Origin of the sequence: Vibrio japonicus (assembly GCF_024582835.1) — a bacterium.
GTDB lineage: Bacteria > Pseudomonadota > Gammaproteobacteria > Enterobacterales > Vibrionaceae > Vibrio > Vibrio japonicus.
Genome location: NZ_CP102096.1, coordinates 651,827 through 675,191, shown reverse-complemented (window position 1 = coordinate 675,191; position 23,365 = coordinate 651,827). Strand labels below are relative to the sequence as shown.

The following is a 23,365-nucleotide window of genomic DNA, read 5'->3' as shown; positions in this document are numbered from 1 at the left end:
TGCGGAATGAGCTTTCAATCACCTCTGGCTTTAGAAAAAGACCAAATCACCATTAGTGAGCTAAAAAATCAATTAGAACAATTCGCTGACTACCAAAAGAGAGAATTTCTCAACCATCATCCGATTGCCGACTTGGTTTTAGGCCGAGCCGAGTACATAGATTTGATGCTAAACCGATTATGGTCTCACTTTGGTTTTTCAGAGCTGCCGAACATTAGTTTGGTCGCGGTTGGAGGCTATGGTCGCGGTGAACTCCACCCTTTATCGGACATCGATATACTGATTATTTCTCGTAAATCCCTGCCAGAAAACCTCGCAGCTAAAGTCAGTGAGTTTATTACTCTACTGTGGGACTTGAAGCTTGAGGTTGGCCACGCTGTTCGCAGTATTGAAGAGTGCGCTAAGATTGGCAAAGAGGATTTAACCGTTGCTACAAACTTACAGGAAGCACGCCTCCTGTGTGGCTGTGAAGATACATTCCACCAGCTAAAAGTCCTCATACATTCCGAATCCTTTTGGCCAAGCGACGTTTTCTACAAAGCGAAGGTTAAAGAGCAACGTGATCGCCATGCTCGTTATCATGATACGACCTACAATCTCGAGCCTGATATAAAGTCGACGCCGGGTGGTCTGCGCGATATCCATACGCTCAGTTGGGTCGCCAGACGTCATTTCGGTGCCACTTCTCTGCTCGAAATGAGCCACTTTGGTTTCTTAACCGACGCTGAATATCGTGAACTTGTTGAGTGCCAAAACTTTCTTTGGCGCGTTCGCTTTGCATTGCACTTACAGCTGAAACGTTACGACAACCGACTGACGTTTGCTCATCAAGCTCAAGTCGCAGAGAGCCTTGGTTTTCAAGGAGAAGGCAATCAGGCGGTCGAAAAAATGATGAAAGAGTTCTACCGCACACTGAGGCGTGTGGCTGAACTCAATAAAATGTTGTTAAAGCTGTTTGATCAAGCCATTTTGGAAAATGGCATCGAAAGCGAACCGGAAATCATCAGTGATGACTTTTTGCGTCGTGGCCATTTAATCGAAGCAAGAAAACCAGCCCTGTTTCAAGCTCGTCCTGAAACCATTCTCGATATGTTCCTACATATCGCCAATGACTCGACGATTGAAGGCGTTGCACCACCTACGATGCGACAACTTCGCACCGCCAGACGCAGGCTAAATAAGTTTTTACATACCATTCCAGCGGCCAGAGAAAAATTTATCGAGCTTTGCCGTCATCCAAATGCGCTGCATAAAGCATTTAGTTTGATGCACAAACTCGGCGTGCTTGCCGCATACCTACCGCAGTGGAGCCAGATCGTCGGCCAAATGCAATTCGACCTTTTCCATGTTTACACGGTGGACGAGCACAGTATTCGACTTTTAAAGCATATCAACACTTTTAGTTACGCGAAAAATCACGATAAGCACCCTATCTGTTGCGAAGTATATCCTCGAATTCAGAAAAAAGAGCTACTCATCATAGCGGCAATTTTCCACGATATCGGTAAAGGCCGTGGTGGCGATCACTCAGAAATCGGTGAGACAGAATCCTATGATTTTTGTATTCAACACGGCTTCTCAAAACCTGAAGCGAAGCTTGTTTCATGGCTGGTTCGCAATCATTTGTTAATGTCAGTCACCGCACAAAGACGTGATATTTATGATCCCGAGGTGATCACCGAATTTGCAAAACAGGTCCGAGACGAAGAAAGGCTTGAATACCTCGTTTGCCTTACTGTCGCAGATATTTGCGCGACTAACCCAGAACTTTGGAATAGCTGGAAACGGACACTTCTTGCTGAATTGTTCTACTCGACCCAGAGAGCGCTTCGTAGAGGATTAGAAAACCCGGTCGATGTACGTGAGCGCATTCGCCATAACCAACAACTTGCGTCAGCACTGTTACGCAAAGAAGGGTTTAGTGCGCGTGAAATCGAGGTACTTTGGCAGCGCTTTAAAGCCGATTACTTCCTTCGTCATAGTCACAAGCAAATTGCGTGGCACTGCTCTCATCTTCTCCGTCATGAAGACCATTCGAAACCGCTCATCTTGATTTCCAAGAAAGCGACACGAGGCGGCACTGAAGTCTTTGTCTACAGTAAAGATCAACATGCCCTCTTTGCCACTGTCGTCGCTGAGCTAGACCGTCGCAATCTCAATGTGCATGACGCGCAAGTTATGACAAGTAAAGACGGCTATGTTCTCGATACATTTATGGTGTTAGACCAGCATGGTGACGTGATTGATGAGAACCGTCACAAGGCGATAAGTAAACATTTGGTGCACGTTCTTCAAGATGGGCGTCCCACTAAAATAAAAACTCGTCGTATACCTCGAAAGCTGCAACATTTTAAGGTGAAAACGCAAGTTGACTTTTTGCCGACTAAAAGCAAAAAGCGTACGTTAATGGAATTTGTCGCCTTAGATACACCGGGGTTGCTTGCGACCGTTGGTGCAACGTTTGCGGATTTGGGTATTAACTTACACGCTGCAAAAATCACGACAATCGGAGAACGAGCAGAAGACTTGTTTATCCTCACCAGTGACAATGGCGGTAAACTAACAGAAGAAGAAGAGCACGATCTAAGGCAGCTTATAACGGAAAACGTGGCTAAGCTCGCTCCGTAAGCGATCTTGACCACAAGTTACTGCTCTGCTTGAAAAATCCTCTGTCTACAACATAAATAGGCTGCTACATTAACTATTGAACTAATTAAAAACTAGACACAGTTAAAGAGGTAGCCTATGTTCCCACACCTCACCGGTTTAGGCATTCAAGATCCTAAGCAGATTGAGCGCTATTCACTCCGCCAAGAAGCGCACAAAGACGTGTTAAAAATCTATTTTCGTAAGCAGAAAGGTGAGTTGTTTGCGAAAAGCGTTAAATTCAAATACCCACGTCAAGTGAAGAATGTTTTGGTTGATAGTGGCAGTCACAAATACAAAGAAGTCACCGAGATCAACCGTAACCTAACATTAGTTATTGATGAGCTGAACAAAATTACCAAGCCAGAAACCGTGGTTGAGACAGATGTTAAACAGAAAATTCTGTCAGACTTACGTCATTTAGAAAAAGTAGTGGCAAGTAAGATCGCTGAAATCGAAGCGGATCTAGAAAAACTAAAATAGTAACACTGTATAAAAACGTAAAAGGCTTCCACTTGGAAGCCTTTATTTATAGTCAGTGTTTATAGCCAGCCTAAATACAGACCCACTAAATAGAGTGACACCCCGGCCATGACACCTGCGACGATGTCATCTAACATGATTCCTAAGCCGCCGTGTACACGCTTATCTAGCCAGCCAATAGGCCAAGGTTTGACCATATCAAAAAACCTGAACAAGACAAACCCTATCAGAAGCCACTTCCAATCAAATGCTGACAAACCAAACCATGGTACAACCAACATTGTAATCCATAGCCCAGCGAATTCATCCCACACAATAGAACCGTGATCGTGAACACCCATATCATCAGATGTTACCTGACAGATCTTAATCCCCACCACACAAGAAACAATAACCACCAGCATGTACAAAAAGAGCGGTAGCTGCGCAAGTAATAAGTACACTGGAACCGCTGCGAGCGTGCCCATCGTGCCAGGAATGATCGGAGATAAGCCACTACCAAAACCCGTTGCAAGCAAGTGCCAAGGGTTTTTCAGTGAAATTCGAGATAATGGGTTTGTCATACTGCTGTCTATTTATTTGAAATGATCATAGCCACTCAGTGACCAATTAAGCGCTTCGCCCTGAGAGTGAAGATCAAACGTACCTTGAGGTCTAATCTGCCCGATACACGTTATCTTCGCGCCGCAGTGAGCTAATGCACTTTCTAACGCACCTTGGTTTTGCTCAGGCACGGTAAAACAAAGCTCATATTCCTCTCCACTCGTGAGAGCGTACTGGAGCGCAGTTTCTCGATCGCCAACAAACTGGACTAACTCATTAGACACAGGAAGCTTGGAAACATCAATACTGGCACCGACATTCGAGCGTTGTAAAATATGTTTCACGTCAGAAATCAGCCCGTCTGAAATATCAATCGCCGAACTCGCCAACCCTAATAGAGCCTGACCGACTAAAACGCGCGGAGTGGATAGGTAATGCCTCAGCTCAAGTTCACTGGCAAAAGGTTTCTGTGAAAGATCTCGATTCAGAATAACATCAAGGCCTGCTTTACTGTCACCCAATTCACCCGTGACATAAATTCTATCACCAATTTGAGCACCATTTCGTCGCAGTGCTTTTGCAGGGTCAACCAGCCCTTGGACCGTCAGTGTTAAGCTTAAAGGCCCTTTTGTGGTATCTCCGCCAATCAACTGGATGCCAAAATAATCGGCAAGCTGGAAAAATGCATCGCAAAACGGTGCTAACCATTCTTCATCCGGCTCTGGCATAGTGAGCGCAAAAGAAACCCATGAAGGAGTAGCCCCCATTGCAGCAAGATCACTGATGTTCGACGCGAGTGCTTTGTGTGCCACCCAAGAAGGATTAGCCTCTGGAAGAAAGTGAGTGCCAGCAACTAAGGTATCAGTGCTGATGGCGACAGATAAACCTTGTGGCACTTGAACCAATGCGCAGTCATCACCTGCCGCTAACAGCACATCTTTACGCTGCTGTTGTCTGCCAACAAAGTATTTATCAATCAGATTAAATTCACCAGACATAGGAATTCCACAGATTGTTGAGTACGAATAAAAAAGGTCAGCGATTGCTGACCTTTTTATTTTTGAAATCTATTACTTCTTACGTACGTGAGGTGCTGCTTTATCAAGCACACCGTTCACGAATTTGTGGCTGTCTTCAGCTGCGAATACTTTTGCAAGTTCAATCGCTTCGTTGATAACCACTTTGTAAGGTACGTCTTCACGACGTGTCATTTCATACATAGCAAGGCGAAGCAATGCTAGCTCCATCATGTCCAGATCCTGCATTGGACGTGCAGTATAAGGACGAATCTTGCTGTCTAGCTCTGTGTGACTTAGCACAACACCTGTTAGTAGGTCACGGAAGTAGGCAACGTCAGTTTCTGGAGCTGCAAGTGCTGGTTCTGCGGCATGATGCTCTTCTTCATCATACTTACCACCAGATAAGAACTGCTCTTCAATAGTGGCAACATTCTCTTTGGTAATTTGCCATGAGTAGATCGCTTGTAGAGCGAATCGACGTGCATTACGACGTGCGGCTGGTTTCACACTGGCCCCCATTAGGAATCAATTTCTGAAAGAACGTTAATCATCTCAAGTGCGCTCAGTGCAGCCTCTGCACCTTTATTACCAGCCTTGGTTCCTGCGCGCTCGATAGCTTGGTCAATTGTATCAACAGTCAGGACGCCAAATGCTACTGGAAGGCTGTATTCCAGAGAAACTTGCGCAAGACCTTTGTTACATTCACTACAAACATAGTCGAAGTGTGGTGTACCACCACGAATTACTGTACCTAGAGACACGATCGCATCGAACTTACCTGTTTTTGCTACACGCTGAGCAACAAGAGGTAATTCCACTGCACCAGGACAACGAACTACAGTAATGTTTTCTTCGCTAACCTGTCCATGACGCTTTAAAGTATCGATTGCACCAGACAATAGACTTTCGTTAATAAAACTGTTGAAACGAGAAATAACGATAGCAATTTTTGCGTTTGGCGCTGGGAAGCCACCCTCGATCACTTTCATAAGCTTTCCTTTAACTATGTTCATCAAGTGAGAATCGCCGGATTCTAGCATAGAATTGTGAGCAATATCTAATGGAAATTTCGTATTCCTCCCTTCACTAAAGGAGGGGATGTAAAAAGGGCAAACGCTTATTCGACCGCTTACCCCTCCGGCTATTTCATATGATTTAGCGATTACTCGCAGACATATTCCACTACATTCAGGCCAAAACCACCTAATGCGTGATATTTTTTGTTTGTCGATGATAGAAGGCGCATATCGTGAACACCTAAATCCGCCAGAATTTGTGAGCCGACACCAACACGACGTGAAGTACCTTGTTTTTTCGCCAACGTCGGTGCTTGGCCTTTATCTTGTGCTTCAAACATCTTCACGCGGTGGATAAGTAGATCCGTCGATTCTTCATTGCCCAGAATAACCAGTACCCCGCCCTCTTGACCGATACGCTTCATCGCTTTATCCAGCGTCCAACTACGCTCTGCATTTCGGTCACTGCGAAGCAAATCGGTAAATGTATCTTGCAGATGAACACGTACTAATGGCGCAGCATCCTTTAACTCTCCTTTGCACAGTGCGTAGTGCACCTGGTTATCTATTGTGTCACGATAGGTAACCAAGTCGAATTCACCAAACTCTGTAGGCAGTTTGCACTCTGCAACACGTTCAATCGTCGTTTCTGTATTGTTGCGGTACTCAATCAGATCGGCAATCGTGCCCAGTTTAATGTCGTGTTTTTCAGCAAACACTTCGAGATCTGGGCGGCGTGCCATTGTACCGTCATCATTCAGAATCTCTACGATCACACCCGCTGGTTCTAGCCCCGCCAGACGAGCCAAGTCACAACCTGCTTCTGTGTGACCAGCACGAGTTAAGACACCGCCTTCTTGCGCTGCCAATGGAAAAATATGTCCTGGTTGAACCAAATCTGCGGCTTTAGCATCTTTGGCTACCGCTGCTTGTACTGTGCGAGAGCGATCGGCTGCCGAAATACCGGTCGTTACCCCTTCAGCCGCTTCGATTGAAACGGTAAAGTTTGTCGTGTACTGGGCGTTGTTGTCTTGCACCATAGGTGGTAGGCCTAGCATTTCACAACGCTCTTTCGTCATCGTTAGACAAATCAATCCGCGGCCATGAGTTGCCATAAAGTTTATCGCTTCCGGAGTGATATGCTCCGCAGCCATGATCAAATCACCTTCATTTTCACGGTCTTCGTCATCCATCAGAATGACCATTTTTCCAAGGCGAATATCTTCAATAATTTCTTTTGGCGTACTAATTGGCATCTTTTTTTCCTATCTCAGCTTCTAGCGGCGAATTGTTTTATGTAGCCCAGATTGCCTTTGCTTAGGCGAATCCATTTTGTCGTAAAAAGTCCATCGTAATACGGGACTCTGGTTGTTCTTCATTCTGCGCCGTCAATAGACGTTCCATGTAACGTGCAAGTACATCAACTTCTAAGTTCACTTTGCGCCCAACGTGGAAGTCAGCAATCGTGGTCTCTTCCCCTGTGTGAGGAACGATAGTGAGCTTAAAAGCCCCCTTACGCAGCGCATTTACCGTTAAGCTAATGCCATCCACTGTGATTGAGCCTTTTTCGGCAACGTACTTGGCTATTTCACTTGGCATCGCAACCCAAAATTCGATCGCACGCCCAACCATGTTGCGCTCAACAATTTCGCCCACGCCATCAACATGACCAGACACAATGTGTCCACCGAAGCGGGTCGTCGGCAACATCGCTTTTTCTAAATTGACTTTATCGCCCGCTTCATAATCCGCAAAGCCTGTTTTTTTCAGTGTCTCAAGCGAAAGGTCTGCGGTATAGCTCGTTTGACTAAACGCCACTACAGTTAGGCACACACCGTTGGTCGCAATACTGTCACCCAGCTTTACGTCTGACATGTCCAATTTGCCGACTTCGACCGTTACGCTAATATCTTCGCCCTTGGGCGTAATTGCAGCCAAAGTACCGACTGCTTCTACAATACCTGTAAACATGATTACATTTCTTTTTTCAATAAACTGGCAACGATTCTGATATCTTTACCAATTTGTCTTACATCTTTTATGTCTAACTCAATAACGTCAGCCATAGAATCCAACCCTAACGCACCGAGTAGACCTCGGCCATCACTACCCATTATTTTAGGTGCTAGATAAAGGATAAGCTCATCCACCAGCTCTGCTTGTATTAAGCTACTCGCTAGTGTCGCGCCTGCTTCTACCCAAACATGATTAATATTGTGAGAGTTTGCTAGATCTGCCAACGTCTCTCTCAAGTCAATCTGTTGTTGATGGTTTATCTTGGGAGTCAGATTCCCTTGCTCAGATACGATTATCTTGTCACCGCCTGTGTGAAACAGTTTAAGTTCAGGTGTGAGCTGATTTTGTCTATCAAGAATGACCCGAACAGGTTGACGTAAACCCTGTTCCAAATAACTAGCTTGAACACTCTTAGGAAGGTCAGCCCAACGAACATTCAGCGATGCATTGTCATCAATTACTGTTTTGCTGGTCGAGAGAATCGCACCACTTTGCGCACGGTACTTCTGCACATCTTGTCGTGCCTGCGGGGAGGTTATCCACTGACTCTGGCCATTAGCAAGCGCGGTTTGTCCATCTAGGCTCGCCGCCATTTTCAGCTGCACATATGGCATACCCGTTTTCATGCGTTTGATAAACGCTGGGTTCAGAGCATTGGCATCTTGTTCAAGCAAGCCTACCTGTACTTCAATCCCCGCCTCACGCAGCATTTGAATACCACGCCCCGCGACTTGCGGGTTCGGGTCTTGCATCGCACAAATGACTTTGGCAACTTTGGCGTTAATTAATCCTTCAGCGCAAGGTGGCGTTCTTCCGTAATGAGAGCAAGGCTCTAACGTTACATAAGCCGTTGCACCTTCGGCTTGGTTTCCAGCCATACGCAATGCGTGCACTTCGGCGTGAGGCTCACCAGCCCTAAAATGGAAACCTTCTCCGACAATTTCACCGTCACGCGTAATAACACAACCGACATTCGGGTTTGGAGGAGTAGTATAGATGCCGCCTTTTGCCAACTCGATGGCTCGCGACATCATTTGAAAATCTAGAGAAGTGAATTCAGACATTGAGCGTGACCATTAATCTTCTAGTTTCGCGATTTCTTCGCCAAACTCTCGAATATCTTCAAAGCTGCGATAAACCGATGCAAAACGGATATAGGCGACTTTATCCAACTCTTTAAGCTGATCCATCACCAAGTTACCGATCATTTCACTCGGCACTTCTCGCTCACCCGTTGCTCGTAGCTGAGATTTAATCATGCTGATCGCTAACTCTACCGCGTCGGCACTGACAGGACGCTTTTCCAACGCTCTTTGCAGACCGCCCACCATTTTATCTTCATTAAATGGTTCACGGTTACCGTTGGATTTTATCACTTTAGGCATCACTAACTCTGCGGTTTCAAACGTGGTAAAACGTTCGTTGCACGCCAGACACTGCCTACGACGACGAACCTGATGACCATCAGCAACCAAACGGGAGTCAATTACCTTAGTATCATTTTCTGAACAAAAAGGACAATGCATATCACCTCCAAAATAATGCCAGTTAGTGTAGCGGATTTAACAAAGCTAAGAAAAGCAAAAGGGGCCGAACAGCCCCTTTTAATCAACCCATCACACGTTTTTGTTAACTACGCGATAAGTAATTCGCCTTACCAACCCATTTGTAACTGGTTAGCTCTTCCAGCCCCATCGGGCCGCGTGCATGCAGTTTTTGTGTTGATACCGCCACTTCCGCACCTAAACCAAATTGTGCGCCGTCAGTAAAACGGGTCGCAGCGTTCACGTAGACTGCCGCCGAACCTACCGAGTTAATAAACAATTCAGAGTTTTCTAAGCTGTTTGTCATGATGGCATCGGAATGGCTGGCATTGTGAACTCGCATATGGTCAATCGCCTCTTTCACATCTGCGACAACTTTAACGCCCAATGTGTAGCTCAACCATTCGGTATCAAAATCACCATCAACTGCGTCGCGTATCTCTTTAGCATTACTCATCAGAGACTTCGCTTTTGCTTCAGCAACAAAGGTGACTTTGTCATTCATGCGCTCAGCCAGTTTCGGCAAAAATTCAGCCGCGACTTTTTCATGCACAAGCAAAGTATCGAGTGAATTACACGCCGAAGGACGTTGAACTTTTGAGTTTTCCACCACATCCAGTGATTTATCAAGGTTTGCGCTTTCATCCACAAAAATATGGCTGATACCGAAACCACCAATAATCACTGGGATAGTGCTGTTTTCTTTACACATTTTGTGTAAGCCAGCACCGCCTCGTGGAATGATCATATCAACATACTCATCGAGCTTTAGCAGTTGTGATACCAACTCACGATCCGGTTTCTCTATGTACTGAACAGCCGCAGCAGGTAAATCCGCTTTTGCAAGTGCCGATTGAATAACTTTCACCAACTCCATGTTAGAGAAGAAAGTTTCTTTACCGCCACGCAGGATGCTTGCGTTACCCGTCTTTAGACACAGTGCCGCGATATCAATAGTCACATTTGGACGCGCTTCGTAAATCACGCCCACCACACCAAGTGGTACGCGACGACGAGACAAAGACATGCCGTTTTCCAGAACCTTGCTGTCAATTTCTCTACCGACAGGGTCATTCAGGCTGATCACATTACGTACATCGTTAGCGATGCCATTTAAACGCGCTTCGTTAAGCAATAAACGGTCAAGTAAAGCGTCGGTTAAACCCGCTTCACGACCCAAATCAATATCTTTCTTGTTAGCCGCTAATATGTCAGCCGCGTTTGCTTCTAATTCATCGGCAATGATCGCCAACGCTTTGTTTTTTTGTGCTGTTGAAGCTGTTGCAAGTTGGAAAGCCGCGTCTTTGGCAGCTTTACCCATAAAATTCAATTCCACTATACTTCCCTCTTTTATACCAATATCACTTTTAATGCAGAAATAGAGATTGGTATTACTCTTGGATTACAACCATATCGTCACGATGAAGAACTTCGTTCCCATAGTCATAACCTAAGATTCCTAAAATATCTTTGCTGTGTTTGCCAATGATTTTGGCCATGTCTTTGCTCGAGTAACTAGAGATACCACGAGCAACGAGCTTACCGTTTACGTCAGTCACTCTGACTACGTCACCACGCTCGAACTCGCCACTGACCTTTGTCACCCCTTTTGCCAATAAACTGCTTCCTTTGCCAAACACAGCGTTGACAGCACCTTCGTCAATAACGATATCACCGGACGTTGCTGGCCCAGCAAGAATCCAGCGCTTACGGTTTTCTAGTGCTTCTTCACACGGTAAGAAACGAGTTCCGTGTGGCTCATCACCGAGCGAGTCAAAAATCACGTTCGGCGCACTGCCAGCGGCAATAATCACCTCAATACCAGCGCGACGTGCAATATCTGCTGCTTGAAGCTTAGTTGCCATACCACCCGTACCTAACGTCGTGCCGCTGCCGCCGGCAATTTTACGTAGCGTATCGTCGATGGTTTTGACTTCTTTAATCAGTTCCGCATCTGGGTCTTTACGTGGATCGGCGGTAAACAGGCCTTTTTGGTCGGTCAGTAGCAATAACTTGTCTGCGCCACACAAAATACCCACTAGCGCAGATAAGTTGTCGTTATCACCAACTTTAATCTCGCTAGTCGCTACCGCATCATTTTCGTTTACAATTGGGATGATGTCGTTTTCGACCAACGCATTGATAGTGTCACGCGCGTTGAGAAAACGCTCTCGATCTTCTAGATCTGCACGGGTCAACAGCATCTGACCGATCTTAATGCCGTAGATGCCAAACAAGGCTTCCCAAGTTTGAATCAATTGGCTCTGACCCACGGCTGCAAGCAACTGTTTGCTCGCCATCGAGTTGGGGAGTGCGGGGTAACCTAGGTGCTCACGTCCGGCAGCAATGGCGCCCGACGATACCATGACCACTGAATGGCCTAGTTTTTTTAGCTCTGCACACTGACGCGCTAATTCGACCATATGAGCACGGTCTAACGCCAACGTACCACCAGTCAAAACACTGGTACCTAGTTTAACTACCACCGTTTTAGGTTGTAGTATTTGTCCGCATTCTTGATTCATTCTCGTTCTGCTATCAATAAAATAAACAGGGTTCTAAGCCATTTGAGCAAACTGTTGGATTTACAGCGTTATAGCAAAATGGCGTCCAGACCTGTTGTTTTAGCAACCCAAGCACAAATTCACAAGTAGAAAAGGCACCAAAAGGCGCCTTTTTAGTAGAGAAAAGATATAACAGGTGTAAATCAGACGAATTCAACAGATTCTTCGTGTAATTCTATCTGTATATCAAACTCAGATTTCATAGTTTCAACCAGCTTATTATGAAACTCTTCCTGAGTTCGATTCACATCACCTACGACATTTTTCGGCAGCTCTTCGTCCAGCCAATCCCCTGTCGTGTCATATAGACCAGTTCGATAAAGAGCTTGATAACAGGTTCCTTGTTTTTGAAGCTCTAACCACCACCCCCAGAACTCTCTCTTTTCCGGTGACTTTTTGTCGTTAACACACACAGACAAACAATCAAAAAGATAAGACCCATCTACACATTGAGGTTCACGTAAATAAGGACCAATCGAGCGAAGTGAGGAAAGCAAGCGATAATGGGTTGGACTTTTTATTAAGTCAGACATATGAATCTCCGTATTCATGACTGTATTTATTATTACAGGTGCACAATTAAAGCTTTATTACAGTGCCCTTAGTTTCAGTGTCCCCCAAATCGTACCGTATGTCACCTGGTTAGCTCGTCCTCCAACCACTGAATAGCCAAATCGAGGGATTGCTCATATCCTTTTGTAATCGTTTTGGAACTGATTTTTTTTGCCTTACCATAGTCACTAAAAATTGCAACGAGCTGGTTATCACTATACGGTGAAACTGGATCCCCTTCTAAACTCATCGCCAAGATTGGCACTTTGGTTTTCCGGCTAGAAAGAATGCCTTGTACCTTTAACGACCATGCCTTCAATTGACTCGCTAAGCTATGAATGTCGACCGCACTTTTGCCTAAACGCGAGGCCAATACATCTAAATACATTTGAGGCATCTGCTTGAGCTTTTCAGGTGAAGAAAGTACCGAATGAATAGGTGCACCTAACGAAACACAAGCTTTAATTTTGTCTTGTTCCAAAAATGACAAGCGCACCATGGCATTACCACCAAAGCGAAACCCAATTAAGCCTACTCTAAAATGGTCCACCCAAGGAATATTGTGAAGCTCGTTGAGGACCGCTTGGTGTAAACATGAGGTATCTTCTGTGAGGTTCCAATGAGTATTATGTCCAATAGAAGGCATGTCGACAGTGAGCATCGCAATGTCTTTTTTTGCGAAATGGTCTTTAAATAACGTCCAAAGATCCGTTTGTAAGCTATCTAACCCAGCACTCACCATCACAACTGGTTGAGGTTTATCTGTGTTCGTTAAATGAAGATGCGCGATAATCTTTTTGTTCTGATAAGGCACTTCAATACGCTTAACAATGTACTTCGTTTTTTTGGCCGCATCGTCATAGGCACTGTTAGCAAGGACCCTAGCCTGTAGCGCTAAGTTATCATTCTTCAGGTGGGGATAACCGGCAATGCTGTAGCATAAGGAAGCATTAAAAAGTTCATCCGCCGCTTCCTCTCCTTTTAGTTCACCCGAACGTTTTTGATGAAGCATGCCAAGCTTGATCCATTCGTACGTCCAGTTGCCGCTATGGTATCCCATGACTGTGTCCAGCCATTGTTCCTGAGTTCTGGAGTGCTTGGAAGACGCGATTTTAGCAAGAACGGCCTCTATCTCAATGGGGTTTAACCCCTGCCACGCCCACTGCATTCGGCGCAGGTTGCGATACCATCGATAACCTTCTTTCTCACGCTTTTCTTCCAAAAACGTTTGACTACTCGGCATATATTGAATCAGAGCTGAAGTTTCTCTTGCTTGTTTGTGTTTAACAAATAGAGTCTCAGAGATATTTTTGCTCACTTCTTCGGACATAGGAGAACCTGGATAATTGCTGTTTAATCAATAGTAATAAAAAAAATGACCCAGTGAAGGGTCATTTATCAAGAAACTGAAAGTTATCGCTACGTTTCGTTATTTTTGCTTGCGATTGATAGGCTCAATGTACTGAATAGCCATATCCCACGGCTGTTCAATCCAAGTTTCTTGAGCAATATCCACAACATAGTCATCAAGCAACGCAGCACCTGATGGTTTCGCACATACTGCGATCAATTTCGCTTTAGGATACATATCACGTAGCTGACGAGCCGTATCACCACTATCGACCAAATCTTCAACAATAAGGTAACCTTCACCATCGCCTTCTGGCGCTTTTAGAACGCTCATATCACGTTGGTGATCATGGTCATAGCTAGAAATACAGATGGTATCTACATAGCGAATACCTAATTCACGCGCTAGGATTGCACCAGGAACTAAACCACCTCGGCTTACTGCCCAAATACCTTTCCATTGTTCTGCTGGCATCTGTTTTGCTGCTAACTCACGGCAGTATGCATGCATTTGGTCCCAAGTAATGACGAATTTCTTGCTCATTGTTATTAACCTAAATCTAAAATTGTGAGGGCCCGTAAACCAGAATAGCTCCGGATTACAGACCCTTTAAAAACTACTTAAGCGACGATGTATTTAACGATAAAGATAGCAGACATAATCCAAACACTTAGAGATACACCGCGACCTTTACCACTAAACAGTTTGATAGCAGCGTACGCAATAAATCCAAAAGAAATACCTTCTGCGATAGAGAACGTCAGTGGCATTAATAGACACGTTACTACGACCGGAGCCGCTTCTGTTAAATCACGCCAATCGATACTTACCAAGCCAGAAAGCATCAGAATAGCTACGTAAAATAGAGCACCAGAGGTCGCGTATGCTGGAATCATTCCTGCTAATGGCGAGAAGAATAGTGCAAGTAAGAATAAAATACCAACTACAACTGCGGTCAAACCTGTGCGGCCACCAGCAGAAACACCAGAAACACTCTCGATATACGATGTTGTATTCGATGTGCCTAGAAGAGCACCGACTGAAGTTGCTGTCGAATCCGCCAGAAGCGCTTTATTAAGACGAGGAATCTTGCCATCTTTGCCCACTAGACCCGCTTTTTGAGACACACCAACGAGCGTACCTGCGGTATCGAACAAATCGACAAACAAGAAGGCAAATACAACAGAGATCATGCCAACTTCAAAGACAGCAGAAAAATCTAACTGAAGAAAAGTCGGCGCAATGCTTGGTGGCGTTGACATCACGCCGTTCCATTGCACATCACCAAACAAAAGACCAAGGCCTGTAACCGCAAGAATCGCAATCATCACCGCACCTTTAACACCGCGATGAACAAGAGCAATTGTCATAAAGAAACCAACCGATGCAAGCACAGCAGGCACCGATGTTATGGCACCTAAAGAAACTAGCGTCGCTGGGTTATCGACAACAATACCTGCATTTTTCAGTGCAATAAACGCAAGGAACAGACCGATGCCCGCAGAAATGCCCGTACGTAACGATAGCGGAATCGAGTTTATGATCCATTCACGAATTTTAAACACGCTCAGAAGAATAAAAAGAAGACCCGAGCAAAATACGGCTGCCAATGCAACTTGCCATGTGTAGCCCATGCCAAGTACAACCGAATACGTAAAGAATGCGTTTAACCCCATACCTGGAGCTTGAGCAATAGGGTAATTAGCGACAAAACCCATAATGAAACAGCCAATGGCCGCTGCCAAACATGTCGCGACAAAGACAGCGCCACGGTCCATACCTGTATCAGCCAAAATCGCTGGGTTCACAAATACAATGTAGGCCATCGTCAAAAAGGTTGTCATACCTGCGATGATCTCAGTTTTCACGTTCGTGCCGTTTTCACTGAGTTTAAATAGTTTTTCGAACATAATCGAATCCTAGAGGGTGAGAGGTAAACGGTTGCGTAATCGATTGGCGGGGATTATAAAGTCATCAAATATCAAATTCCAGACGGATTTCGGTCTAAAACTAATATTTTTATTAGTAATCAGTACTTAGACATGGCAGAGAGCGTCACAGGGTTAAGAAAAAGCGCAGAGAATCAATGGATAACGACTTTTTTGAATAAAAATTCTAAAAGATGTTTTTTTGCACCATGTCGCAAACTTTCAGCGGATGATCTGTTCGAGATAAGAAAGGTTGTATGTGTTTATGCGAATAAAACACAACTTTGATCCTCAAGTCAGGATCGGAGCCTATTATGAACGCAAAAAGATAAGATAAAAAAACGCCACTCAATGAATGAGTGGCGGTTGAATCATGTCAGCTCAAAAGGAGCTGTAAATAAATTCCAATATATAGGGGTGAACAAAACTGTTCGAGAGTTACAAGCTTTAGGTTAGTAACCAAAAGTTGTTGGGTATGCAAAGCTGCTAGTGTAAACAGAGCTGTTTATCCAGAACGCTGCACTTGGTAAACCTTTCATAAACATCACCTTCTAAATCAAGTTAAATAGATAACAAATTCTGATTTCTCGGTTCCCTGGAGGCGACAAATCGGACTCATCCTTTGAGCATTTTGTCTTCGCTTTCGAAGTTGTGACCACTATAACTTAAAGAAATTAAATTACAAGAAAAATCGTGACTCAAATCACATAAAGTTCATAAAGTGACTAAGATCAAATGAACCGTGTAATTAAATTACAAAATTATTACTACATTACGAATATTTTGAGCTTAACCATAAGATTTCATGCGGATCAGCGTGTGTGATTCAGTTCAAATTCTGTGATGCCTTCGACCATTTTCGTTTCTGCTTTTACTATTACCTAGGCTCAGGTGGTGCTATTCTTAGTTCCTCTAATTTATAAGTCAGATTTGGTTTTTTGTTCTAGCAAATCCCAATATTTGCTTTATAAGATCTGGCATTGTTCGAAAAAGGAGCCATCCGTGTCCGAATTCCATTCTGAAATCAGCAACTTATCCCCTGCCCCATTGTGGCAGTTCTTCGATAAGATCTGTTCTATCCCTCATCCTTCTAAGCATGAAGAAGCATTAGCTCAATACATTATCGAGTGGGCGAAAGAACAAGGCTTAGAAGTTCGTCGTGATCCAACAGGCAACGTTTTTATTAAAAAGCCTGCGACGCAAGGTATGGAAAACAAGAAAGGGGTCGTTCTTCAAGCTCACATCGATATGGTTCCGCAAAAGAACGAAGACACTGAGCATGACTTTGCCAAAGATCCTATCCAACCATACATCGATGGCGAATGGGTCACAGCGAAAGGCACAACACTCGGTGCGGACAACGGCATTGGTATGGCATCTTGCCTTGCTGTACTGGCATCAAAAGATATCAAGCATGGCCCGATTGAAGTTCTGCTCACTATTGATGAAGAAGCAGGCATGACTGGTGCATTTGGCCTTGAAGCTGGTTGGTTGGAAGGTGACATCCTTCTTAACACTGACTCAGAGCAAGAAGGCGAAGTATACATGGGCTGTGCGGGCGGTATTGATGGTGAAATGACATTCGACATCAAACGCGAAGCACTTCCAACAGGCTACGTGACGCGTCAGCTTATCCTAAAAGGCTTAAAAGGCGGCCACTCTGGTTGTGATATTCACACGGGTCGCGGCAACGCAAACAAACTGGTGGCGCGCTTTTTAGCTGGCCACGCGCAAGAACTCGACCTACGCCTAATTGAATTCCGTGGCGGCAGCTTACGTAACGCCATTCCTCGTGAAGCATTCGTTACTGTGGCGGTTCCAGCTGAAAACGAAGCTAAACTGGCAGAGTTGTTTGAGTTTTACACTAATCTGCTGACTCAAGAACTCGGTAAAATTGAGACAAACATCGTCTCATTCAACAAAGCAATTGATACACAAGATCAAGTACTGGCTATTGCCGATCAACAACGTTTCATTGCTGCTCTGAACGCTTGCCCTAACGGCGTGGTTCGCATGAGTGACGAAATCGAAGGCGTGGTAGAAACATCACTTAACGTTGGTGTTATCACGACAGAAGCAGACAAGATTCGAGTTTTATGTCTTGTTCGTTCACTGATTGACTCTGGCCGCAATCAAGTAGAAAGCATGCTGACTTCTGTTGCTGAACTTGCTGGTGCGAAGATTGTGTTCTCTGGTGCTTACCCTGGCTGGAAGCCTGATGCAGACTCAGAAATCATGGCTATCTTCCGTGATATGTATGAAGGCATTTACGGTCACAAGCCGAACATTATGGTGATTCATGCGGGCCTTGAATGTGGTTTGTTTAAAGAACCTTACCCAAATATGGATATGGTCTCTTTTGGCCCTACTATTAAGTTCCCACACTCTCCGGATGAGAAGGTAAAAATCGACACAGTTTCACTGTATTGGGATCAGATGGTAGCGCTACTCGAAGCAATTCCAGAAAAAGCATAATCTCGTTCTCTTAACGACAAAGTCACTATGAAGCCAGCCTCAGCGCTGGCTTTTTATTGCTCTTTTTTCCAAATAATTCTTATCACTCAATAAATTAATTTTGTCGTAACGGTGATCTTTTTTAGTTAGTCACTCCTACTTAAGGTTGCTAAATTCGCGCTTCTTGAAGCACCCTGGGGTGGGTCCCTTACCCTTCTTCAAGCCAGACTCGTCTATACTCAAACGAGTTACATTGGGGATGCTAAATTCCATCAAGCATCTTTCATCTTCTCTAAAAAGATTATTACTGCAATGAAAGAAAAACTATTAGTAGGTTGGCGTGAAGCTCTTAGCTTGCCAAATTTAGGTATTAGAAAAATTAACGCAAAAATCGATACCGGAGCCAAAACTTCTTGTTTACACGCATTCAAAGTAGAAGCCTTTGAGAAAGACGAAACTCTTTGGGTGAGATTCTGGATTCACCCGATTCAGCGTAACTCAGATGTAGAAGTTATGTGCGAAGCTGAAGTTCTCGATGAGCGTGTCGTACGCGACTCTGGTGGTCATGAAGAAATGCGTTATGTCATCAAAACTGACTTGGCGATTGGCGGTGAAACTTGGCCAATCGAAATAACGCTGACCAACCGAGAAAACATGGCTTTTCGTATGTTATTAGGCCGGACCGCGATGCACAATCGCATCATAGTGGATCCGGTCGAATCGTTTTTAGTCCCTTTCGAGGAAAGTAATTAATGAAAATTGGTATTCTGTCTCGCAACTCTAAGCTGTATTCAACCCGTCGTCTGATTGAAGCGTGTAAAGAGCGCGGTCACGAAGTGAAAGTCATCGACGCCCTTCGCTGTTATATGAATATCAACTCGGATAAGCCTGAGATTCACTTTAAAGGTGAAGAGTTAGCAGGTTTTGATGCCATCATCCCACGTATCGGCGCATCGGTGACCTTCTATGGTACTGCGGTGCTTCGACAATTTGAGATGATGCACGTTTACCCGGTAAATGAATCTGTCGCTATTACGCGTTCTCGTGATAAATTACGCTCAATGCAACTGCTTTCACGCAAAGGGATTGGAATGCCGATCACAGGCTTTGCAAGTAAGCCAGATGACGTTAAAGACTTACTTGACATGGTAGGTGGCGCACCAGTTGTTATTAAGCTACTGGAAGGTACACAAGGCATTGGTGTGGTTCTAGCGGAAACGCGCAAAGCAGCTGAAAGTGTTATCGAAGCATTCCTAGGGCTAAAAGCCAACATCATGGTGCAAGAGTACATTAAAGAAGCGGGCGGTGCGGACATCCGCTGCTTTGTGATTGGCGACCGCGTAATTGCAGCTATGAAGCGCCAAGGTGCAGAAGGTGAATTCCGTTCCAACCTGCACAGAGGCGGAAGCGCGTCTTTGGTGAAAATCACACCTCAAGAGCGCAGAACAGCCGTAGAAGCGGCAAAAATAATGGGATTAAATGTGGCTGGGGTTGACCTCCTTCGTTCTGAGCGTGGACCACTAGTCATGGAAGTAAACTCATCTCCAGGTCTGGAAGGCATTGAACATGCAACCGGAAAAGACATTGCAGGGATGATCGTCGCATTTATTGAGAAAAATGCATCAAGCCAAAGGACAAGAACGCGTGGTAAAGGCTAAACGCAATAGCGCATTCGAATTTCTCGGTGAGTCTATCTCACCGGGGACACGTAAAATGATGGAGCTGGAAGCAGCTAAACTTTATACCCATTCACCGCTTTCTATTCCGGTGGAGATCGTCAACGGCAGATACGCGGGCCCCGTTCTTATGGTTAACGCTGCGATCCATGGTGATGAGCTCAACGGGGTAGAAATTGTCCGTCATCTCATCAACACCATTGATGCTGATAGACTGAAAGGGACTTTAATTGCCGTGCCGATCGTCAACGTATTTGGATTTATTCATAAATCCCGGTACCTACCCGATCGCCGCGATTTAAACCGATGCTTCCCTGGCAGCGAAAAAGGTTCATTAGCATCCAGAATGGCACACACCTTTTTTGACCAGGTAGCCACACGTTGCAATTATATCTTGGACTTGCACACTGGCGCGATTCACCGTACCAACCTGCCACAGATCCGGGCAAATTTGAGTAACCCTGAATCGCTAAGGATTGCACAAGCATTTGCAACGCCAGTGATTATTGACTCACCACTGCGCGATGGTTCACTGCGCAGTGAAGCCGAAAAACTCGGTATACCGGTGTTAACTTATGAAGCAGGTGAAGCACTTCGCTTTGAACCTATCTGCATCAATGCAGGCTTTTTAGGTGTTCAGCGCGTAATGCGCGCAATTGGAATGCTAAGAGCAAGTCGTAAGAAGTTGCCTTCCTCTGTTATCGCGAAATCCACCAGCTGGATGCGAGCAGAGAACGATGGCATTTTACGTACGCTGGTGACGTTGGGCGACAAAGTGGATAAGGGTCAGGTGCTGGCTTACATCAGTGCCCCGCTCGGCCATAGTGAGATTGAGCTTACCGCACCCAAAAGCGGGATAGTTATCGGTCAGCAAACATTGCCTTTGGTCAATGAAGGGGATGCCGTGTTCCACTTAGCCTACTTTAGAGAAGATGACGAAGAAGTCGAACAAGCGGTAGGTGAGTTTATTGAAGATGTGACTGATGCTGATCGAGAGCCTCTAACAACCGGACAAATCACCACACCATCAATGTAATCGAACCCTAAACGAAAAGCCCGCAATTCAACATGCGGGCTTTTTGCTATTTCTTTGTTCGGTTATCCAAAGGAAGCCCAAATCACTGTGGCGACCAAAACTGGACAAACAAACTTCACATAAGCAGGCCACAACTTACCAAACCAGCCTAACGAGAATTCAGGGAAACCTTGTTCCAACTCTTTAATTTTTGAGTGTCGGCTCCATACCCAACCACCAAATAGGCAGAACAGTAATGCCGCTGTTGGTTGTAGATACTGAGTAGCGACCGTTGCGACAAGGCCAAACAGCTCTCCAAAGTTATAGACGATCACCACACTAAAGAGCGCGATAACACCACCTAACACCCAACTGGTTGTGCTTCTCTTGGTATTGAAACGCTCACCTACGAGTGCCACTGGGCATTCAAGCATAGAGATAGAAGAAGTCAGTGCAGCAATGGTCAGAAGTAGAAAGAATACAATTGCAAACAGTTGACCAAGCAACCCTAAACTATCAAACATCAATGGCAGTACAGTAAAGACTAACGTATCAGAGCTGAGTAGCGAACCATCTTCGGCGTAGATCTGCACACCTTTTTGCATGGCAACAAACATGGCTGGCATCACCACCAAGCCAGCAATAAACGCAACCGCAGTATCAACTAACGTCACATTCATCGCCATTTTGGGCAAATTCTCTTTCTTGCTCAAGTAAGAACCGTAGATCAGCATTGAACAGCCACCAATCGTCAATGAGAAAAAGCCCTGTCCCATCGCCGCAAGAACCAATTTGCGATCCATGATCTTTTCAAAGTCAGGCACTAGATAGTGTTTAAGCCCTTCCATTGCACCTGTTTGCGTCATAATGTACACAAACAAAAGAGCAAACAGAACAAATAGCGCTGGCATCAGGCGAGTTGACCACTTCTCAATACCTTGCTTAACACCCCCTTGAACAATTAGGACGGTAAGCACATAAAACGTAATCGTACCAAACAGGTTGCGCTCTACGCTAAAACCTTTAAACCAAGCGGTTGCCGTTTCCATACCCAACACGTCGCAAATCGCGCCAAGTAAGAAGCAGATTAACCAACCACCGACGATGCTATAAAAGGCTAGAACAGCGCTAGGCACACTCAAACCTATCCAGCCAACTGCCCCACCCAATGTTTTTCCAGTCGCGTTTGATGTGAGTGAACGCATGCTATCGACTGGGTTTGCTTGACCATGACGACCGATTGCCATTTCTACGACCAGCATAGGAAATGCAACCACCAAAATCATCACCAAGTACACCAAAAGAAAAGCACCGCCGCCGTTACTTGCAGCCTGAGTAGGAAAACCCCAGATGTTTCCAAGGCCTACTGCCGCACCTGCCGCAGCAAGGATAAAACCTAAGCGAGAACCAAAATGCTCGCGGGGCTGAGAAGAGGTTTGTTGTGTCATATTGCTAACATAGGATACCAATGAACTAGTTGACTAGTACAATATAGCAATATGCGCTACACAACAAGAACTGACTGGTTATTTACTCGACAGTTAATCCATATAATAGGTATTACGTGTGTAGATTTACGCGTACATCCCACCTTTATTCTATAAAAAATTTAAATGTCGCTTTTAAACGGGCCATACTAAGCCCGTGTTCAGAAATAGCGTAGGCAAAATACTGAAAGCAAGGCGGAGTTTTTCGATGAGTCTGTATTCTACAAACAAAAAGAGCGCGTTTTGCGCTCTTTGGGATATCTATTTGGAGTATCTTAGATGGTAAACACTTGATAATCCTTCAGTTCAGGTATCTTCTGATGCAATTTCTGCTCTTGATCTGCCATATCCCCTAAAGAGTCACAGAACTCTTGGCCTTGCTCAATCACATCTTTCTCATGCTCAGCAATACTTTGCGATACTCTCTCTTTTAATTCAGTCATAGAGTTTGCCATTTGAGTCAAGTTAATGCCACCTTCCGCTTTCATCTTTTCAGACATCGCGTTAAACGCACTGATCACGAACTCTTCGTTAAACAGTTCACCCGCTTTTTCAAGATCTTGTGTCCAGGTATCTGCCATTGAGCTAACGCCATCTACTGGCAAGATGAAATCTCCATTTTTGTAGTAACGAGACTCCACATCTTCGTAGAATTTTTTCATCGAATCTTTAACGTTATCAAAGGCTCCCGGAGCATCAAAGCTCACCGCAACGTCATCAATAACATTATTGGCAAGTTCTAAACCATCCTGAGCCATTTGTTTCACTCTTGGAATATACGCGTTTAGACTTTCTCGGTAGTCAGACAGCAACTGCTTCTGCTCTGTTGTAAGTGCAACATTCTCTCCAGCAATCTGAAGATTGTTATTTGCGTCAACAATAGCCGTGTCTCCACCTTTTTGGTAGATTTCAACCGCCTCTCCATCTAAGTGAATTTCATTTTTTATATCGACCTTACACTGAGAAGCCAGAACAGGGCCAGACAGCAGTAATGGTAGTGTCAACAATACTTTTTTCATCTTCATCTCACCTTGCCTATTTATTTCAATAATACCAACAAGCCATAAGTCA

The 23,365-nt window shown here is 44.8% G+C and carries 23 protein-coding genes; 6 read left to right on the top strand and 17 right to left on the bottom strand.

Going from position 1 to position 23,365, the window contains the following annotated elements; genetic code table 11:
- The first annotated feature begins 6 nt into the window (after nt 1-6).
- Nucleotides 7-2,628 carry a bifunctional uridylyltransferase/uridylyl-removing protein GlnD gene (gene glnD, locus NP165_RS03205; protein ID WP_257084900.1) on the top strand — a complete coding sequence of 874 codons (2,622 nt, stop codon included), beginning with the start codon at nt 7-9 and terminating at the stop codon, nt 2,626-2,628.
- Between the two features lie 117 nt (nt 2,629-2,745).
- A complete protein-coding gene (locus NP165_RS03200; RefSeq protein ID WP_257084899.1) occupies nt 2,746-3,129 on the top strand; it encodes a DUF3461 family protein in 384 nt (127 codons plus the stop codon).
- A 59-nt stretch (nt 3,130-3,188) separates the two neighbouring features.
- Here NP165_RS03200 and pgpA read toward each other — a convergent pair whose 3' ends face one another.
- The 15 genes from pgpA to vcdP all read right to left on the bottom strand — a co-directional run bounded on the left by pgpA (nt 3,189) and on the right by vcdP (nt 16,201).
- Nucleotides 3,189-3,692 carry a phosphatidylglycerophosphatase A gene (gene pgpA, locus NP165_RS03195; protein WP_257084898.1) on the bottom strand — a complete coding sequence of 168 codons (504 nt, stop codon included), beginning with the start codon at nt 3,690-3,692 and terminating at the stop codon, nt 3,189-3,191.
- A 12-nt stretch (nt 3,693-3,704) separates the two neighbouring features.
- Nucleotides 3,705-4,670 carry a thiamine-phosphate kinase gene (gene thiL / locus NP165_RS03190; RefSeq protein ID WP_257084897.1) on the bottom strand — a complete coding sequence of 322 codons (966 nt, stop codon included), beginning with the start codon at nt 4,668-4,670 and terminating at the stop codon, nt 3,705-3,707.
- 72 nt (nt 4,671-4,742) lie between these two features.
- Nucleotides 4,743-5,210, bottom strand: a complete 468-nt coding sequence (gene nusB / locus NP165_RS03185; protein WP_167421412.1) for a transcription antitermination factor NusB — start codon at nt 5,208-5,210, stop codon at nt 4,743-4,745.
- Nucleotides 5,210-5,680: a 6,7-dimethyl-8-ribityllumazine synthase gene (ribH, locus tag NP165_RS03180; RefSeq protein WP_053408902.1), complete on the bottom strand. Its 471-nt coding sequence runs from the start codon at nt 5,678-5,680 to the stop codon at nt 5,210-5,212. The genes nusB and ribH overlap by 1 nt, the downstream gene beginning before the upstream one ends.
- A gap of 173 nt (nt 5,681-5,853) precedes the next feature.
- On the bottom strand, nt 5,854-6,963 hold the full coding sequence (gene ribBA / locus NP165_RS03175; RefSeq protein ID WP_257084896.1) for a bifunctional 3,4-dihydroxy-2-butanone-4-phosphate synthase/GTP cyclohydrolase II: 1,110 nt from the start codon (nt 6,961-6,963) through the stop codon (nt 5,854-5,856).
- 61 nt (nt 6,964-7,024) lie between these two features.
- Nucleotides 7,025-7,678 carry a riboflavin synthase gene (locus NP165_RS03170; RefSeq protein ID WP_257084895.1) on the bottom strand — a complete coding sequence of 218 codons (654 nt, stop codon included), beginning with the start codon at nt 7,676-7,678 and terminating at the stop codon, nt 7,025-7,027.
- Nucleotides 7,679-7,680: 2 nt separating this feature from the next.
- Complete coding sequence (gene ribD, locus NP165_RS03165) at nt 7,681-8,787, bottom strand: bifunctional diaminohydroxyphosphoribosylaminopyrimidine deaminase/5-amino-6-(5-phosphoribosylamino)uracil reductase RibD (protein ID WP_257084894.1); 1,107 nt, start codon at nt 8,785-8,787, stop codon at nt 7,681-7,683.
- Between the two features lie 12 nt (nt 8,788-8,799).
- Nucleotides 8,800-9,249 carry a transcriptional regulator NrdR gene (nrdR, locus tag NP165_RS03160; RefSeq protein ID WP_257084893.1) on the bottom strand — a complete coding sequence of 150 codons (450 nt, stop codon included), beginning with the start codon at nt 9,247-9,249 and terminating at the stop codon, nt 8,800-8,802.
- Nucleotides 9,250-9,352: 103 nt separating this feature from the next.
- Nucleotides 9,353-10,603 carry a glutamate-5-semialdehyde dehydrogenase gene (locus tag NP165_RS03155; protein ID WP_257084892.1) on the bottom strand — a complete coding sequence of 417 codons (1,251 nt, stop codon included), beginning with the start codon at nt 10,601-10,603 and terminating at the stop codon, nt 9,353-9,355.
- A 55-nt stretch (nt 10,604-10,658) separates the two neighbouring features.
- Complete coding sequence (gene proB, locus NP165_RS03150) at nt 10,659-11,792, bottom strand: glutamate 5-kinase (RefSeq protein ID WP_257084891.1); 1,134 nt, start codon at nt 11,790-11,792, stop codon at nt 10,659-10,661.
- 182 nt (nt 11,793-11,974) lie between these two features.
- Complete coding sequence (gene crl / locus NP165_RS03145; protein WP_257084890.1) at nt 11,975-12,364, bottom strand: sigma factor-binding protein Crl; 390 nt, start codon at nt 12,362-12,364, stop codon at nt 11,975-11,977.
- 101 nt (nt 12,365-12,465) lie between these two features.
- Complete coding sequence (frsA, locus tag NP165_RS03140) at nt 12,466-13,713, bottom strand: esterase FrsA (RefSeq protein WP_257084889.1); 1,248 nt, start codon at nt 13,711-13,713, stop codon at nt 12,466-12,468.
- Nucleotides 13,714-13,812: 99 nt separating this feature from the next.
- Complete coding sequence (gene gpt / locus NP165_RS03135) at nt 13,813-14,277, bottom strand: xanthine phosphoribosyltransferase (protein ID WP_257084888.1); 465 nt, start codon at nt 14,275-14,277, stop codon at nt 13,813-13,815.
- A 77-nt stretch (nt 14,278-14,354) separates the two neighbouring features.
- Nucleotides 14,355-15,644, bottom strand: a complete 1,290-nt coding sequence (locus NP165_RS03130) for an NCS2 family permease (RefSeq protein WP_257084887.1) — start codon at nt 15,642-15,644, stop codon at nt 14,355-14,357.
- A 470-nt stretch (nt 15,645-16,114) separates the two neighbouring features.
- On the bottom strand, nt 16,115-16,201 hold the full coding sequence (vcdP, locus tag NP165_RS20145) for a small protein VcdP (protein WP_503169888.1): 87 nt from the start codon (nt 16,199-16,201) through the stop codon (nt 16,115-16,117).
- A gap of 463 nt (nt 16,202-16,664) precedes the next feature.
- Here vcdP and NP165_RS03125 point away from each other — a divergent pair, with 463 nt between their 5' ends.
- The 4 genes from NP165_RS03125 to NP165_RS03110 all read left to right on the top strand — a co-directional run bounded on the left by NP165_RS03125 (nt 16,665) and on the right by NP165_RS03110 (nt 20,828).
- Nucleotides 16,665-18,137 (top strand): aminoacyl-histidine dipeptidase, encoded by a 1,473-nt coding sequence (locus tag NP165_RS03125; RefSeq protein ID WP_257084886.1) that lies wholly within the window; start codon nt 16,665-16,667, stop codon nt 18,135-18,137.
- 291 nt (nt 18,138-18,428) lie between these two features.
- The gene (locus NP165_RS03120; protein WP_257084885.1) at nt 18,429-18,869 is read left to right on the top strand and encodes an ATP-dependent zinc protease family protein; all 441 of its coding nucleotides are present in this window, start codon (nt 18,429-18,431) and stop codon (nt 18,867-18,869) included.
- On the top strand, nt 18,869-19,774 hold the full coding sequence (rimK, locus tag NP165_RS03115) for a 30S ribosomal protein S6--L-glutamate ligase (protein WP_257084884.1): 906 nt from the start codon (nt 18,869-18,871) through the stop codon (nt 19,772-19,774). Before NP165_RS03120 ends, rimK begins: the two co-directional genes overlap by 1 nt.
- Nucleotides 19,734-20,828: a succinylglutamate desuccinylase/aspartoacylase family protein gene (locus NP165_RS03110; RefSeq protein WP_257084883.1), complete on the top strand. Its 1,095-nt coding sequence runs from the start codon at nt 19,734-19,736 to the stop codon at nt 20,826-20,828. Before rimK ends, NP165_RS03110 begins: the two co-directional genes overlap by 41 nt.
- A 62-nt stretch (nt 20,829-20,890) precedes the next feature.
- Here NP165_RS03110 and NP165_RS03105 read toward each other — a convergent pair whose 3' ends face one another.
- Together NP165_RS03105 and NP165_RS03100 are read right to left on the bottom strand one after the other, a co-directional pair.
- Nucleotides 20,891-22,255, bottom strand: a complete 1,365-nt coding sequence (locus NP165_RS03105) for a sodium-dependent transporter (protein ID WP_257084882.1) — start codon at nt 22,253-22,255, stop codon at nt 20,891-20,893.
- A gap of 314 nt (nt 22,256-22,569) precedes the next feature.
- Nucleotides 22,570-23,313 carry a YggN family protein gene (locus NP165_RS03100; protein ID WP_257084881.1) on the bottom strand — a complete coding sequence of 248 codons (744 nt, stop codon included), beginning with the start codon at nt 23,311-23,313 and terminating at the stop codon, nt 22,570-22,572.
- Between the last annotated feature and the right edge of the window lie 52 nt (nt 23,314-23,365).

Bases quoted from the DNA above. Each gene is read 5' to 3' on its own strand.
- ribBA (WP_257084896.1), bottom strand. From the start codon at position 6,963: ATGCCAATTAGTACGCCAAAAGAAATTATTGAAGATATTCGCCTTGGA.
- NP165_RS03170 (WP_257084895.1), bottom strand. From the start codon at position 7,678: ATGTTTACAGGTATTGTAGAAGCAGTCGGTACTTTGGCTGCAATTACG.
- NP165_RS03120 (WP_257084885.1), top strand. From the start codon at position 18,429: ATGAAAGAAAAACTATTAGTAGGTTGGCGTGAAGCTCTTAGCTTGCCA.
- frsA (WP_257084889.1), bottom strand. From the start codon at position 13,713: ATGTCCGAAGAAGTGAGCAAAAATATCTCTGAGACTCTATTTGTTAAA.
- nusB (WP_167421412.1), bottom strand. From the start codon at position 5,210: ATGGGGGCCAGTGTGAAACCAGCCGCACGTCGTAATGCACGTCGATTC.
- ribH (WP_053408902.1), bottom strand. From the start codon at position 5,680: ATGAAAGTGATCGAGGGTGGCTTCCCAGCGCCAAACGCAAAAATTGCT.
- rimK (WP_257084884.1), top strand. From the start codon at position 18,869: ATGAAAATTGGTATTCTGTCTCGCAACTCTAAGCTGTATTCAACCCGT.
- nrdR (WP_257084893.1), bottom strand. From the start codon at position 9,249: ATGCATTGTCCTTTTTGTTCAGAAAATGATACTAAGGTAATTGACTCC.
- crl (WP_257084890.1), bottom strand. From the start codon at position 12,364: ATGTCTGACTTAATAAAAAGTCCAACCCATTATCGCTTGCTTTCCTCA.
- NP165_RS03130 (WP_257084887.1), bottom strand. From the start codon at position 15,644: ATGTTCGAAAAACTATTTAAACTCAGTGAAAACGGCACGAACGTGAAA.
- thiL (WP_257084897.1), bottom strand. From the start codon at position 4,670: ATGTCTGGTGAATTTAATCTGATTGATAAATACTTTGTTGGCAGACAA.
- pgpA (WP_257084898.1), bottom strand. From the start codon at position 3,692: ATGACAAACCCATTATCTCGAATTTCACTGAAAAACCCTTGGCACTTG.
- NP165_RS03100 (WP_257084881.1), bottom strand. From the start codon at position 23,313: ATGAAAAAAGTATTGTTGACACTACCATTACTGCTGTCTGGCCCTGTT.
- vcdP (WP_503169888.1), bottom strand. From the start codon at position 16,201: ATGAAAGGTTTACCAAGTGCAGCGTTCTGGATAAACAGCTCTGTTTAC.
- NP165_RS03105 (WP_257084882.1), bottom strand. From the start codon at position 22,255: ATGACACAACAAACCTCTTCTCAGCCCCGCGAGCATTTTGGTTCTCGC.
- glnD (WP_257084900.1), top strand. From the start codon at position 7: ATGAGCTTTCAATCACCTCTGGCTTTAGAAAAAGACCAAATCACCATT.
- proB (WP_257084891.1), bottom strand. From the start codon at position 11,792: ATGAATCAAGAATGCGGACAAATACTACAACCTAAAACGGTGGTAGTT.
- NP165_RS03110 (WP_257084883.1), top strand. From the start codon at position 19,734: ATGCATCAAGCCAAAGGACAAGAACGCGTGGTAAAGGCTAAACGCAAT.
- NP165_RS03200 (WP_257084899.1), top strand. From the start codon at position 2,746: ATGTTCCCACACCTCACCGGTTTAGGCATTCAAGATCCTAAGCAGATT.
- gpt (WP_257084888.1), bottom strand. From the start codon at position 14,277: ATGAGCAAGAAATTCGTCATTACTTGGGACCAAATGCATGCATACTGC.
- ribD (WP_257084894.1), bottom strand. From the start codon at position 8,787: ATGTCTGAATTCACTTCTCTAGATTTTCAAATGATGTCGCGAGCCATC.